The sequence below is a fragment of the Telluria sp. B2 genome, from assembly GCF_051789535.1.
Lineage (GTDB): Bacteria > Pseudomonadota > Gammaproteobacteria > Burkholderiales > Burkholderiaceae_D > Telluria.
In genome coordinates, this window is the sequence record NZ_CP196525.1 from 1,428,471 (window position 1) to 1,441,677 (window position 13,207).

Here is a 13,207-nt window from a genome sequence, read left to right on the forward strand (position 1 = left end):
CAGACATCATGTCGCTCTTTAATATCTTCAAGGTTTCCGGTTCGGCGATGAGCGCCCAGGCCCAGCGCCTGAACACGGTCGCCAGCAACCTGGCCAATGCCGACAGCGCAACCTCGAGTACCGGCGAAGCCTACCGCGCCAAGCAGGTCGTGTTCGAGGCGGTCCCGATGGCGACCGGCGGCACCGGCGTCAAGGTGCGCGAAGTGGTCGAGGATCCGTCGCCCCTGAAGCAGGTCTACGACCCCAAGAACCCGCTGGCCGACGAAAAGGGCTACGTGTCGATGCCCAACGTGAACGCGGTGGACGAGATGGTCAACATGCTGTCGGCCTCGCGCTCGTACCAGAACAACGTCGAAACCATGAACGCGGCGAAGAGCATGCTGCTGAAAACCCTGACCCTGGGTCAATAATCCAAGCGAGCCCCAACGATATGTCCACCGTAAACAGCGCCGCCTCCGGCACCTCGATCAGCGACCTGATGGCGACCATGAACGCCAGGAAGACCGAGAAAGACGGCGTCCAGGCCGATACCGACAAGTTCATGACCCTGCTCGTGACCCAGCTCAAGAACCAGGACCCGCTGAACCCGCTCGACAACGCCCAGGTGACGAGCCAGCTGGCCCAGCTGCAGACCGTGACCGGCGTGAACAAGCTCAACGAGACCCTGGAGACGCTCAAGTCCAGCTACCAGTCGAGCGAAGCGATGGCCGCGACCAACCTGATCGGTCATGGCGTGCTGGTCGAGGGCAGCAACCTGACCCTGGTGGACGCCCAGTCGGTCTTCGGCGTCGACCTGGCGACCGCTGCCGACAACGTGCAGGTCATCGTCACCGACCCAAAGACCGGCAAGGACGTGGCCACGATCGACCTGGGCGCGATGGAAGCCGGCGCCACGCCGCTGGCCTGGGACGGCAGCTCGGACGCGCCCGACGCCGCCACGCTCGCCAACGGCAACTACAGCTTCCGCGTCGTCGCCACCCGCGGCGGCCAGCCGCTGACCGACGTCAAGGCCCTCACGCTCGACAGCGTGGCCAGCGTCAGCACCAATTCCAAGGACGGGGTCAAGTTGAACCTTGCAGGAAAAGGGGCAGTCACTTTGGCCGACATCAAACAAGTCCTATAAGCAAGCCGCTTACCCCCAATTCTTTCAGGAGAACGAAATGTCTTTTCAACAAGGTCTGAGCGGCTTGAATGGCGCTGCGAAATCGCTGGACGTCATCGGTAACAACATTGCCAACGCGAGCACGGTCGGCTTCAAGGGTTCGCAGGCGCAGTTCGCGGACGTGTATGCCAATTCCCTCAACGGCGCCGGCGGCATGACCGCAGGTATCGGCACCAAGGTCGCGAACATCGCGCAGCAGTTTAACCAAGGAAACATCGAAGCCTCGGGCAATTCGCTCGACGTGGCGATCAATGGCCAGGGTTTTTTCCGCACGGTGTCGTCGGGCATGGTGCAGTACACGCGCAATGGCCAGTTCTCGATGGACAAGGATGGATTCATGGTGAACGCGCAGGGCGCCAAGCTGACCGGCTACGGCATCGGTCCCAGCGGCGACGTGCTGGCGGGCGCGCCGGTGCCGCTGCAGGTGCGCACGAGCGACCTCAAGCCGGCCTTGACCACCAAGGTCGGCATCGAGATGAACCTCGATTCGCGTACCCAGCCTCCGACCCTGCTGGCCTTCGATGCCAGCGATCCGAACACCTATAACAAGCAGACGCCGATCGACGTCTACGATTCCCTGGGCAATCCGCATGTGCTGTCCACCTTCTACCGCAAGAACGAGGCCGGCAGCTGGGACGTGTTTGCCGCCAATGATGGCATCGAGGTAACCCAGCTGAAGGTGGCCCAGGCTTCGCTGGGCAACAGCCCGGCGCACGCCGCGGTGAACGCCGCGCGCGCGGCCTGGGACGCGGCCAGGAGGGCGGTCCCGGCCGACGATGCGGCCACTGCCTTGCGCCTGGCCGAGTATGCCACCGAGGCGTCGGCGCTGGTGGCCGCGGCCGCCGGCTCCGCCGAATACGGCGGCGATGCGGCGGCCCAGGCGGCGATCATCAAGGCTGGCGCGGATGCGGCGGGCATTGCCGGCTATACGCCGGACATGGTCGACAAGGCCATCACGGCCGCGATCAAGGTGCCCGCCAAGCCAGTGGCCACCCTGAGCTTCGACGCGAACGGCGCCCTGAACGCGTCCGCCAGCACCGGCGCCGGCAAGGTGGGCCTGTCCCTGCCGATCTATCCGTCGACCGGTTCGGAGCCCACCCAGTCGATCGAGATCGCCTTCACCGGAACCACCCAGTACGGTACCGTCACCAACGACAAGCGCCTGACCCAGGATGGCTATGCGGCCGGCCACCTGCAGCGCTTCTCGATCGGCGAGGATGGCGTCATCATGGGCCAGTACAGCAACGGCCAGAGCCAGCCGCTGGGACAGGTGGTGCTGGCGAACTTTGCCAATGTCAACGGTCTCGAGCCTTTGGGCAATAACGCATGGGCCGAGTCGACCGACTCCGGCATTCCCCTGGTCGGCGCACCCGATTCGGGCAGCTTCGGCGTGCTGCAGTCCTCCGCGGTGGAAACGTCAAACGTCGATTTGACGGCCGAACTGGTCAACATGATCACGGCGCAGCGCGTGTACCAGGCCAATGCGCAGACCATCAAGACCCAGGATTCGGTGTTGCAGACGCTGGTAAGCCTGCGCTGACCGGTCGAGTGATCCGTCGATGCGCCCAAGGACAAGCAGCACACCCGGCACCTAAACGAAGGAAACAACAATGGACCGCCTGATCTACACCGTCGCCTCCGGCGCCAAGCACATCCTCGAGCAGCAGGCAACGACCTCGAACAACCTGGCGAACCTGAACACGACGGGCTTTCGCGCCCAGCTCGATACCTTCCGCGCCGTGCCGGTGCAGGGCGAAGGCCTGCCGACGCGCGCTTTTGTCGTCAACAACACGGTGGGCGCCGACTTTTCCCCGGGCCCCCTGCAGATGACCGGGCGCGACCTCGACGTCGCCGTCAAGGGACCTGGCTGGATCGCCGTCCAGAATCCCGACGGTACGGAAGCCTATACCAGGAACGGCGCCCTCGAGATGAGTCCGAACGGCCTGCTGACCGTCGCCAGCGGTGCGACCATCGTCGGTGACGCCGGCCCGATCACGATTCCGCCCGATACCAACATCATGGTCGGCAGCGACGGCACGATTTCCACCATCACGCGCGCCGAACGCCCGGCCGTGCCGATCGTCCTCGGCAGGATCAAGCTGGTCAATCCGCCCGCCCAGGACCTGGTACGCGGCGACGACGGCCTGTTCCGCCTGAAGGACGGCAGCAGCGCCCCGCTTGACCCGGCGGTGCGCGTCGCCGGAGGCGCCCTCGAGGGTAGTAACGTCAACGCCGTCGACGCCATGGTGGACATGATTGGACTGGCGCGTTCGTTCGAGACGCAAATGAGCCTGATGAAGAACGCCGAGAATAACGCCGCGAAAGCCGGCCAGATCCTCGCTTTGAATTAAGTGTTTCCCCAGCATAATTCTATTATGCGCGGCGGCCCGCAGTTGCGAGCACCGTTGCCGCCAATAGGAGAAACCAATGATTCGTTCGCTGTTCATCGCCAAGACCGGCCTCGAGGCGCAGCAGACCAACCTCGACGTCATCACCAACAACCTCGCCAACGTCAGCACCAATGGCTTCAAGCGTTCGCGGGCGGTATTCGAGGACCTGCTGTACCAGACCGTGCGCCAGCCCGGCGCCCAGTCGTCCCAGCAGACCAACCTGCCTTCCGGCCTGCAGCTGGGCACCGGCGTGCGCGCTGTCTCGACCGAACGCATCTTCACCCAGGGTAACCCCCAGGAGACAGGCAACGCGAAGGATGTGATGATCAACGGCACCGGCTTCTTTTCGGTGCTCCTGCCCGACGGCACCCAGGCCTATACCCGCGACGGTTCCTTCCAGGCCGACGCCAACGGCACCCTGGTCACCTCCAGCGGCTACCCGGTACAGCCGCCGATCACCATTCCCGCAAACGCCGAATCGATCACGGTCGGCCGCGACGGCACCGTGTCGGTAAAGGTGCCCGGGACCACGGCGATCACGCAAGTCGGCAACCTCCAGTTGATGACCTTCGTGAACCCGGCCGGGCTGGAATCGAAAGGCGAGAACCTGTACCTGGAAACGACCGCCTCGGGCAACCCGAACGCGAACATCCCGGGCACCAACGGCGCGGGCGTGCTGATGCAGGGCTACGTCGAGACCTCGAACGTGAACGTGGTCGAGGAAATGGTCAACATGATCCAGACCCAGCGTGCCTACGAGATCAATTCGAAGGCGATCACGACCTCCGACCAGATGCTGCAGAAGCTGTCCCAGCTGTAATCGTTCACGCTGACATCATGAAGAAACTTGTTTTCATCGCCGCGGCCGGCGTGATCCTGGCCGGCTGCGCCGCCACCCCAAGCTCGATCGTGCAGGAAACGCGCAGCGCGCGTCCGGCCCTGGCCGAGGTCGCCCCGCCGCTTGATGGCGCCATCTACAACGCCGCGCGCTACCGCCCGATGTTCGAGGACCGCCGCGCGCGCCAGGTGGGCGACCTGCTCACCATCAACATCGTCGAGAAGACCTCGGCCAACAAGAGCGGCGCCAGCTCGGGCAACAAGACGGGCAGCGCGAGTTTCGGCCTGCCGGGCCCGCTGCAGTCCAGGCTGGGCGCGAACGTCGGCACCGAAGGCGCGATCAAGTTCGCCGACGGCGACAACCAGAGCGCCAGCAATGCCTTCACCGGCACCATCGGCGTGACCGTCACCGAGGTGCTCGCCAACGGCAACCTGATCGTGGCCGGCGAGAAGCAGGTGGCGATGAACAAGGGCATCGAGTTCATCCGTTTCTCGGGCATGGTCAGCCCCGACACCATCCAGTCGGGCAACATCGTCTCGTCGACCGTGGTGGCCGACGCGCGCGTCGAATACCGCACCAACAGCCGCATCGACCGCGCCGAGGTGAATTCGATGATGTCGCGCTTCTTCCAGTCGCTGCTGCCGTTCTGATTTCCGGAGTGATCATGCGTTTCAAATTCCCGCTGCTGGCGCTGTGCGCTGCCCTCGTTGCCGCTACCCCTGCCGTTCATGCCGAGCGCCTGAAGGACATGGCCAGCATCGCCGGCGTGCGCCAGAACCAGCTGTCGGGCTACGGCCTGGTCGTGGGCCTGGACGGCACCGGCGACCAGACCAGCCAGACCCCGTTCACCGTGCAGTCGATCGTCGCCATGCTCCAGCAGAAGGGCGTGAACCTGCCGCCGACCGGCCAGCTGCAGCTGAAGAACGTGGCGGCCGTGATGGTCACGACCTCGCTGCCGGCCTTCGCCCAGCCCGGCCAGACCATCGACATCACCGTTTCCTCGATCGGCAACGCGAAAAGCCTGCGCGGCGGCACGCTGCTCATGACGCCGCTGCACGGCGCCGACGGCCAGGTCTACGCCATGGCGCAAGGTAACGTGCTGGTCGGCGGCGTGGGCGCCTCCGCCGGCGCTGGCGGCGCGCAAGTACAGGTGAACCACCTGTCGGTCGGCAAGATTTCAAGCGGCGCCACCGTCGAGCGCGCCGTGCCCTCGAACCTGGGCGAAAACAACCAGATCCGCCTGGAACTGAACGACACCGACTTCGCCACCGCCAGCCGCGTGGTCGCGGCGGTGAACGACCAGTTCGGCGCCGGCACCGCCACCGCCCTGGACGGCCGCGTGATCCGCGTGCGCACCCCGGCCTCGTCGGATGCGCGCGTGAGCTTCATCGGCCTGCTGGAAAACATCGACGTCAAGCCGGCCGCGGCCGCCGCCAAGGTGATCCTGAACGCGCGTACCGGCTCGGTGGTGATGAACCAGGCGGTCACGCTCGACACCTGCGCCATCTCGCACGGCAACCTGTCGGTGACGATCGGCGCCGACCAGAACGTCAGCCAGCCGGCGCCGGGTTCGCGCGGCCAGACGGTCGTGACCACCACGCCGACCGTGGAAGTGAAGAAGGACCCGGGCAAGGTGCTGCTGGTGAAGGGCGGCGCCTCGCTGGCGGAAGTCGTGAAGGCCATGAATTCGATCGGCGCGACCCCGCAGGACCTGCTGGCCATCCTGCAGGCATTGAAGGCCGCCGGTTCGCTGCGCGCCGAACTCGAGATCATCTGAGGTAAGCAGGCATGATCCCTTCGAAGAACGACCTGAGCAGCAAGTTCGCGCTCGACGTCCAGGATCTGGGCAAGCTCAAGCAGTCGGCCAAGGCCGGCTCGAACGACGCCATGCGCGGCGCGGCGACCCAGTTCGAGGCGCTCTTCATCAACCAGATGATGAAGACCATGCGCGAAGCCACGCCGCAGGAAGGCGTGATGGACAACCAGCAGACGAAGATGTTCACGTCCATGCTCGACCAGCAGCTGAGCCAGAACCTGGCCAAGCGCGGCATGGGCCTGGCCGACGTGCTGGTGCGCCAGCTGTCGGCGCAAAGCGACGCCAGGGCGCTGGCGATCGGTTCCGACGACGTGTCCTCGGCCACCATCGGCCGCAACGGCGTCGCCGAAGCGCTCGACATCCCGCTCAAGGGCAAGGTCGGCCCGCTCAAGGAAGGCCTGGACGCCGGCCTGCAGACTCAGGGCATCAACGGCGCCGGGCGGGTCCAGCCGGCCCACGTACGCGCCTTCCAGGAAAAGCTCGGCGCCCACGCGGCCGCGGCGGAAGAGGTCACCGGCGTGCCGGCCAAGTTCATGCTGGGCCAGGCCGCCCTGGAAACCGGCTGGGGCCGGCGCATGATCCGCAATGCCGACGGCAGCAATGCCAACAATTTGTTCGGCATCAAGGCCGGCCCGGGCTGGAAAGGCAAGGTTGCGACCGCCGTGACGACCGAGTACATCAACGGCAAGCCGCACCAGAAGGTCGAGAAATTCCGTGCCTACGACAGCCCGGCCGATTCGTTCAAGGATTACGCGCGCATGCTGGCGAACAATCCGCGCTACGAAAAAGTCCTCGACAGCGCGGGCGACGCGTCGGCGTTCGCGCATGGCCTGCAGCGCGCCGGCTACGCGACCGATCCTGAGTATGGGCACAAGTTGACGAAGATTATCAAGCATTCATTGGCATGAACAGCTGGCGCCGCGTTCAAGTTCGGGCCCGGCCTGCCGTAGAAGAATAATCAGGTAGAGAAAATCACATGTCCGGAAACCTCCTCAGCATCGGCAAGACTGGCTTGTACGCGGCCCAGGCTGCGCTCGCCACGACCGGCCACAACATCACCAATGCCAATGTCGATGGTTACAGCCGCCAGGGCGTGGTGCAGGCGACGTCGACCACGATGGAGAACGCCTACGGCTTTACCGGTACCGGCACCCGCGTCGCCGAGATCAAGCGCTACAGCGACGATTTCCTGAACAACCAGGTGCGCAGCGCCACCGCCAGCAAGACCTCGCTCGACGCCTATTACGCCCAGGTCAGCCAGATCGACAACCTGCTGGCCGACAGCACCTCGGGCCTGTCTCCGGCGCTCCAGAACTTCTTCTCGGCGGTGCAGGGCGTGAGCGGCAACAGCGCCTCGACGCCTTCGCGCCAGGCCTTGCTGTCGGCCGCCGAGACACTGGCCGGCAGCTTCCAGCAGGTCGATGCCCGGCTCGAGGAAATCGATGCCGGCGTGAACAGCCAGATCGAGTCCAACGTCAACCTGATCAACACCTACGCCCGGCAGATCGCCGAGCTCAACACCAGGATCGGCGCACTCGGCGCGACTGCGAACCGCCAGCCCAACGACCTGCTCGACCAGCGCGACCAGCTCGTCATGGAGCTGAACAAGCACGTCAAGGCCTCGGTCACGGCCGGCACCAACAATGGGCTGAATATCTCGATCGGCAACGGCCAGCCACTGGTGGTGGGCAGCCAGCCTTTCGAACTGGCGGCGATGCGTTCGCCGACCGACTTGTCGCGTGTCAATGTGGGTTATGTAACCGGCGGCAAGGAAGTTGCCTTGCCGGAAAGCGCGCTCACCGGCGGCGAACTGGGCGGCCTGCTGGAATTTCGCACCAATACCCTGGATCGGGTGCAGAACGCGATCGGCCGCCTGGCCCTGGGCCTGGCCACCACGTTCAACGCACAGCACAGGCTGGGCATCGACAGTGCCGGCGAGCAGGGCGGAGACTTCTTCACGGTCGCGCCGCAGACGGCGGCGCCGGCGGTGAACAACCGCGGCAATGCCGAGGTCACGGTCGAGATCACCGATCTGGCCAGGCTGGGCGACAGCGATTTCCGTGTCGAATCGGACGGCGGCAATTTCTACCTGGTCCGCGCGCGCGACAATTCCCGCGAACAGATCCCGACCTCGCCCGAGGGCGTTACCAGCATCGAGAAGGACGGGGTGCGCTTCACGGTCACGGGCACTGCCGTCTCCGGCGACAATTTTCTTGTGCGCCCGACTGCGAGCGCGGCCGCCCAGTTCACGCTGGCGCTGAGCGACGTCAACGACATCGCCGCCGCGATGCCGGTCGCCACCGCCGCGTTGACGAGCAACAGGGGCAGCGCGAAGATCAGCAGCGGCAGCATCAGCCAGGAGTTCTTCGCCGCCGACCCGGGCCTGCCGGTCACGCTGCGCTACGACCAGGACGCGGGGGGCCTGTCGGGCTTCCCGGAGGGCGCGACGGTGCAGGTCACGGTCGGCGGCGTCTCCAGCGCCTACACCGCCACCGACGGCATCGTGCCGTTCACGGCCGGCGCGACCTACAGCTTCAACGGCGTCAGCGCGGCCATTTCGGGCACGCCGGCCAACGGCGACGGCTTCAGCATCACGGGCAACCAGACCGGCAACGCCGACACCCGCAACATGGCGGCGCTGGCCGCGCTGCAGACCAGGGCTGTCTTCGACAACGGCACCGCCACCTTCCAGTCCTCGTTCGCCCAGACCGTCAGCGCGGTCGGCAACAAGACGCGCGAGGTGCAGGTCAGCGCCAGCGCCGGCGAAGCCCTGCTCAAGGAAGTGCAGGGCGCGGCGCAGAACGTGTCGGGCGTGAACCTGGACGAGGAAGCCGCCAACCTGCTGAAGTACCAGCAGGCTTACCAGGCGGCCGGCAAGGTCATGCAAATCGCCAACAGCATCTTCGACACCCTGCTGTCGATCGCCCGTTGACCCGGATAGAAAGCGGAGCACACCATGCGCATCAGCACCCGAACCATGTACGAGAACGCGACCAGCCAGCTCAACACGCTGCAGTCGCAGATGGCCAGGACCCAGAACCAGCTGGCCACCAACAAGCGCGTCGTGACCGCAGCCGATGACCCGATCGCGGCCGCGCGCGCGCTCGAGGTGAAGCAATCGCAGTCGCTCAACACCCAGTACGCCACCAACCGTGACAACGCGACCAGTTCGCTGGCGCAGGTGGAACAGGCGCTCAGCGACAGCAGCAACCTGGTCATGGATGTGCAGACGCTGCTGATCCAGGCTGGCAATGCCGCGCTCTCGAAAAGCGACCGCGAAAAGATCGCCACCGAAATCGAGGGACGCATGCAGGACCTGCTGGGCGTGGCCAACAGCACGGATGGCAATGGCAATTACCTGTTTTCCGGCTACAGCGGCACCACCAAGCCTTTCGTCGAGGGCGAGGACGGCATCGACTACCAGGGCGACCAGGGCCTGCGCATGCTGCAGGTCGGCGCCTCGCGCACCATGTCGATCAGCGAGCCGGGCAGCGCGATCTTCATCGCGGCCCGTACTGGAAACGGCAGCTATCAGGTCGCCATGAACGAGAGTAATGCTGGCCAGGCTGTCGCCACGATCGGTGCCGTGGTTGATCCGGATGCGCTGACCGGGCACGACTACACCTTGACGTTCAGCGTGTCCGAGGCCGGGACGGCCACCTACAGCGTGACCGACACGACGGCCAAGCCGCCCGTGGAGTTGACTGCCGGCGCGACCTATGTGCCGGGCCAGCAGATCGTGGTCGGCGGCGTGTCCTTCGACATCAAGGGAGCGCCGGCCGACGGCGACAGCCTTGCCATCGAGCCGAGCAGGCGCGAATCGGTGTTTGCAACCATGTCGAACCTGGTCGACGCGCTGCGCACTACGACCGACGATCCGGCCGGGCGTGCGGCACTGGCGAACAAGCTGACCACGGCAAGTGACAACCTGAAATCCTCGCTCGACAATATCCTTACCGTGCGCGCCGGGGTAGGCTCGCGCATGAAGGAACTGGACTACCTCGAGAACACGGGCATGGACCTGGACCTGCAATATTCGTCGACCCTGTCCAACCTGGTCGACCTCGATCTCGCCAAGGCCATTTCGGATTACGCCACCCAGCAAATGACGCTCGACGCGGCGCAGAAGTCATTCAAGACCTTGTCGGGGCTGTCGCTGTTCAACTACATCGGCTAACCCGATCGCTTCCTGAACCGGTCAGGGCCGCTTCAACTTCCCGATGACGCTCGCCACCTTGGTGGTGATGACGTCGACCGCCGGGCCATTCGCGCCGTGGGGCAGGATGACGTCGGCGTGGCGCTTGGTCGGCTCGATGAACTGCTTGTGCATCGGGCGCACCGTTTCCAGGTACTGGCTGACGATGCTGTCCGCCGTGCGGCCGCGTTCGGCGATATCCCTTTGCAGGCGACGGATGAAGCGCACGTCGGCGGCGGTGTCGACAAAGATCTTCAGCGACATCATGTTGCGCAGGTCGGCGTCGTACAGGGCGAACAGGCCTTCGATCACGATCACCGGGGCGGGTTTTACCGGAATGGTCTTGCTGGAGCGGTTGCTGATCGTGAAGTCGTACTCCGGCATCTCGATCGCTTCGCCGTTGCGCAGGGCGCGCACGTGCTCTACCAGCAGCGGCCAGTCGAAAGCCTGGGGATGGTCGTAATTCTGCTTGCGGCGCATCTCGGGGGTGAGATCGGACTGGTCGCGGTAGTAATCGTCCTGCATCACGACCGACACCATCTCGGTGCCGAAGGAGGCCAGCACCTGCTGGGTCACCGTTGACTTGCCACTGCCGCTTCCGCCAGCGACACCAATGACAAACGGAAGGGAGGAAATTTCGTTCATCCCCGCATGATACCGGAGTGGCGGGCGAACCGACAGGGGGCCGGCCGATTCGGCGCTCAGGGTGAGGCAATCCGGTGACACCGCTTGCACTGCCTCGCTTGCACTTCTTTCTACTTCATGGAGCTGCTGTGCTTCCGCCATAAGGGCGAGTTAGTTGGCAAAGCGGAGACCTGAACAGAATGCCAATTTAACAAAAAAATCCACAAAGATTGTCGAGAAACTTTACACAAGAAAATTTTTTAGCCAATCGAAGAAATACAAATGATTGAAAGAAAACACAATTTTAGTTCTGGCACGAAACATGCTTATTTGAAACGGTCCTTAACTAGAAAATATTGTGAAAATGAAAATCTCTACTTCTATCCTGGCTTCCCTCGCATTCTTCGCAGCGGGTGCCGCGAACGCAACTGTCATTACCGCCCAAGATAATTTCAGTACCAACAGCGGCGCTGGCGGTGCCGGTTGGGCGGCGCCCTGGGAATTCGCACCGGCGGCAAAGCCGAACAAGCAAAACCCAAACCCGCTCGCTCCTGCATCGATCACTAACTCGTCACTTGTTTTTGTTGGCAACGATGACAACGCAGCAGTGCGCAGTCTGGCGGCTGATTATGCTTCCGATGTGTTCGTCGATTTCACTATCTCGTACTCGGGCGAGTTGGGCGGTAACGACTTCGTGGGCTTGTGGTTTGGCCAATGGAACGCTCCGAGCATTGGCCTGAAGGCGAACTGCGGTGATGGCAAGAAAGACACGGCCTGCACCACCGATCTGTTTGTGCGGATGGGCGGATCGGGCGGTGTGTTCCTCTCCAACAGCAACCTGCTTGCCGGCCAGAGCTATCAGGTGTTCGGGCACCTGTACAAGTCGGTGGACGCAACGAACAAGCAGTATGACCGCTTCGATGCATGGTACCAGGTCACCGGTTCTGACCTGGTGGCGGGAACCGCGCAAGCAAAAGGCAACAGCAATATTTCCTCGTTTGACAAGCTTGGCTTCCGTTCGGTAAATATCGATAACGGCGTCCAGGTTTCGATCGACAATCTGCGTGTGGGCGAAGTCCCTGAGCCCGGAAGCGTCGCACTGATGGGCCTGGCCCTGGCAGGTTTGGCAGCAGCCGGTCGCCGCAAACGCGGCTAATCAAGTTCGCTTCGTTCAAGGCCCAATGCCAGTCAGTCAAGCTGACTGGCATTTTTCATTGCATATTGCTTGTCTTGTTTCAGGGACCGTGGCCGTGGTGCCCGTCCCCTGGACGGGGGCGCGGGAGGAGGCCGGCCCAGTATCCGCCACCAGTTCCAGGCGCTGCCGGCCTTATCGGTAGAAGCTCGAGGGAGAGATCCCGAAGTGGCGCCGGAACATGGCGGCAAACGCGCTCTGGCTCGCATAACCGCAACTGAAGGCCACGTCGATGCCCTTCCTGCCCTCGGCCAGCTGCCTGAGCGCGGACAGGAGCCGGGCCTGCTCGCGCCACTGCGCGAACGTCAGCCCGGTTTCACGAGAGAAGAGGCGGTGCAGCGTCCGTTCTCCCATCCCGACCGTCCCGGCCCATTCCCGCGCGCCGGCGGGGCTGGCGGGCTGGTCGATCAGGGACTGGCAGAGGCTCTTGAGCCGCGGGTCGGCCGGCATCGGCAGGTGCAGGGCAATCGCGCTCGAGACGCCCAGCTCGTCGATGAGCAGGCGGACCAGCCGCTCGTCGCGCGCGCACAGGTCGCGGTCCAGCGGGATGCGCACCGCTTCGACCAGCAGTTCGCGCAGGAGGGGAGTGACGTTGATGACGCAGGTCTGCGCCGGAACGCCGGGCGCCGCAGCGGCGTCGATGTAGGCCGTGCGCATTTCCACGTCGCCCGACATGATGACGTTGTGGCGCAGGCCCGCCACCATCCACAGGGCGCGGCTCGGGGGCACGACCCAGGAGCCGGCGTCGGAATGCACGATCATCACGCCCTTGATGGCGTACAGGAGCTGGCCGCGCGGATGGGAATGCCAGCCGGTCGAGGACCCGGCGGGGCAGCTGTTTTCCATGGCGACCAGCAGCCGCGGCAGGTCGTGGAAATCCTGGTGTTTAGGGCGTGCTGGACTTGGCATGGCAGGAACTCTACACCTTTTGGCAGATTGGCGTCAGACGGCCTGGCTCGGGCATCCTACACTTGCCGATTGCCTGCGCCC

Annotated in this window: 13 protein-coding genes; 11 read left to right on the top strand and 2 right to left on the bottom strand. The window is 64.3% G+C overall.

Annotated features, from left to right (window positions below; genetic code table 11):
* Nucleotides 1-8 precede the first annotated feature (8 nt).
* The 10 genes from flgC to flgL all read left to right on the top strand — a co-directional run bounded on the left by flgC (nt 9) and on the right by flgL (nt 10,383).
* Nucleotides 9-410: a flagellar basal body rod protein FlgC gene (flgC, locus tag ACSUZJ_RS06405; protein WP_499414374.1), complete on the top strand. Its 402-nt coding sequence runs from the start codon at nt 9-11 to the stop codon at nt 408-410.
* A 20-nt stretch (nt 411-430) separates the two neighbouring features.
* Nucleotides 431-1,123 (top strand): flagellar hook assembly protein FlgD, encoded by a 693-nt coding sequence (locus ACSUZJ_RS06410; RefSeq protein WP_499414376.1) that lies wholly within the window; start codon nt 431-433, stop codon nt 1,121-1,123.
* A 37-nt stretch (nt 1,124-1,160) separates the two neighbouring features.
* Complete coding sequence (locus tag ACSUZJ_RS06415; RefSeq protein WP_499414378.1) at nt 1,161-2,702, top strand: flagellar hook protein FlgE; 1,542 nt, start codon at nt 1,161-1,163, stop codon at nt 2,700-2,702.
* A gap of 70 nt (nt 2,703-2,772) precedes the next feature.
* Entirely contained in the window at nt 2,773-3,513 is a 741-nt protein-coding gene (gene flgF / locus ACSUZJ_RS06420) for a flagellar basal-body rod protein FlgF (RefSeq protein ID WP_499414380.1), read from the top strand.
* Between the two features lie 76 nt (nt 3,514-3,589).
* Nucleotides 3,590-4,372 (top strand): flagellar basal-body rod protein FlgG, encoded by a 783-nt coding sequence (gene flgG / locus ACSUZJ_RS06425; protein ID WP_499414382.1) that lies wholly within the window; start codon nt 3,590-3,592, stop codon nt 4,370-4,372.
* Between the two features lie 17 nt (nt 4,373-4,389).
* Nucleotides 4,390-5,040, top strand: a complete 651-nt coding sequence (locus tag ACSUZJ_RS06430; protein WP_499414384.1) for a flagellar basal body L-ring protein FlgH — start codon at nt 4,390-4,392, stop codon at nt 5,038-5,040.
* A 14-nt stretch (nt 5,041-5,054) separates the two neighbouring features.
* Nucleotides 5,055-6,167 (top strand): flagellar basal body P-ring protein FlgI, encoded by a 1,113-nt coding sequence (locus tag ACSUZJ_RS06435; RefSeq protein ID WP_499414386.1) that lies wholly within the window; start codon nt 5,055-5,057, stop codon nt 6,165-6,167.
* 11 nt (nt 6,168-6,178) lie between these two features.
* Nucleotides 6,179-7,114, top strand: coding sequence for a flagellar assembly peptidoglycan hydrolase FlgJ (flgJ, locus tag ACSUZJ_RS06440; RefSeq protein ID WP_499414388.1), 936 nt, complete (start codon nt 6,179-6,181; stop codon nt 7,112-7,114).
* Between the two features lie 68 nt (nt 7,115-7,182).
* Nucleotides 7,183-9,138, top strand: a complete 1,956-nt coding sequence (gene flgK / locus ACSUZJ_RS06445; RefSeq protein ID WP_499414390.1) for a flagellar hook-associated protein FlgK — start codon at nt 7,183-7,185, stop codon at nt 9,136-9,138.
* 24 nt (nt 9,139-9,162) lie between these two features.
* Complete coding sequence (flgL, locus tag ACSUZJ_RS06450; RefSeq protein WP_499414392.1) at nt 9,163-10,383, top strand: flagellar hook-associated protein FlgL; 1,221 nt, start codon at nt 9,163-9,165, stop codon at nt 10,381-10,383.
* Nucleotides 10,384-10,404: 21 nt separating this feature from the next.
* Here the strand turns inward: flgL and udk are convergent, their stop codons facing one another.
* On the bottom strand, nt 10,405-11,046 hold the full coding sequence (udk, locus tag ACSUZJ_RS06455) for a uridine kinase (protein WP_499414394.1): 642 nt from the start codon (nt 11,044-11,046) through the stop codon (nt 10,405-10,407).
* A gap of 343 nt (nt 11,047-11,389) precedes the next feature.
* On the opposite strand from udk, the gene ACSUZJ_RS06460 reads away from it, so the two are divergent.
* Nucleotides 11,390-12,181, top strand: a complete 792-nt coding sequence (locus ACSUZJ_RS06460) for a PEP-CTERM sorting domain-containing protein (protein WP_499416465.1) — start codon at nt 11,390-11,392, stop codon at nt 12,179-12,181.
* A 171-nt stretch (nt 12,182-12,352) separates the two neighbouring features.
* Here the strand turns inward: ACSUZJ_RS06460 and ACSUZJ_RS06465 are convergent, their stop codons facing one another.
* Nucleotides 12,353-13,126, bottom strand: coding sequence for an AraC family transcriptional regulator (locus ACSUZJ_RS06465; protein ID WP_499414396.1), 774 nt, complete (start codon nt 13,124-13,126; stop codon nt 12,353-12,355).
* Nucleotides 13,127-13,207 lie beyond the last annotated feature (81 nt).

Excerpts from the sequence above, each read along its gene's own strand:
- flgJ (WP_499414388.1), top strand. The coding sequence starts at position 6,179 with ATGATCCCTTCGAAGAACGACCTGAGCAGCAAGTTCGCGCTCGACGTC.
- ACSUZJ_RS06415 (WP_499414378.1), top strand. The coding sequence starts at position 1,161 with ATGTCTTTTCAACAAGGTCTGAGCGGCTTGAATGGCGCTGCGAAATCG.
- ACSUZJ_RS06410 (WP_499414376.1), top strand. The coding sequence starts at position 431 with ATGTCCACCGTAAACAGCGCCGCCTCCGGCACCTCGATCAGCGACCTG.
- flgG (WP_499414382.1), top strand. The coding sequence starts at position 3,590 with ATGATTCGTTCGCTGTTCATCGCCAAGACCGGCCTCGAGGCGCAGCAG.
- ACSUZJ_RS06430 (WP_499414384.1), top strand. The coding sequence starts at position 4,390 with ATGAAGAAACTTGTTTTCATCGCCGCGGCCGGCGTGATCCTGGCCGGC.
- ACSUZJ_RS06465 (WP_499414396.1), bottom strand. The coding sequence starts at position 13,126 with ATGCCAAGTCCAGCACGCCCTAAACACCAGGATTTCCACGACCTGCCG.
- ACSUZJ_RS06460 (WP_499416465.1), top strand. The coding sequence starts at position 11,390 with ATGAAAATCTCTACTTCTATCCTGGCTTCCCTCGCATTCTTCGCAGCG.
- ACSUZJ_RS06435 (WP_499414386.1), top strand. The coding sequence starts at position 5,055 with ATGCGTTTCAAATTCCCGCTGCTGGCGCTGTGCGCTGCCCTCGTTGCC.
- flgL (WP_499414392.1), top strand. The coding sequence starts at position 9,163 with ATGCGCATCAGCACCCGAACCATGTACGAGAACGCGACCAGCCAGCTC.
- flgK (WP_499414390.1), top strand. The coding sequence starts at position 7,183 with ATGTCCGGAAACCTCCTCAGCATCGGCAAGACTGGCTTGTACGCGGCC.
- flgC (WP_499414374.1), top strand. The coding sequence starts at position 9 with ATGTCGCTCTTTAATATCTTCAAGGTTTCCGGTTCGGCGATGAGCGCC.
- flgF (WP_499414380.1), top strand. The coding sequence starts at position 2,773 with ATGGACCGCCTGATCTACACCGTCGCCTCCGGCGCCAAGCACATCCTC.
- udk (WP_499414394.1), bottom strand. The coding sequence starts at position 11,046 with ATGAACGAAATTTCCTCCCTTCCGTTTGTCATTGGTGTCGCTGGCGGA.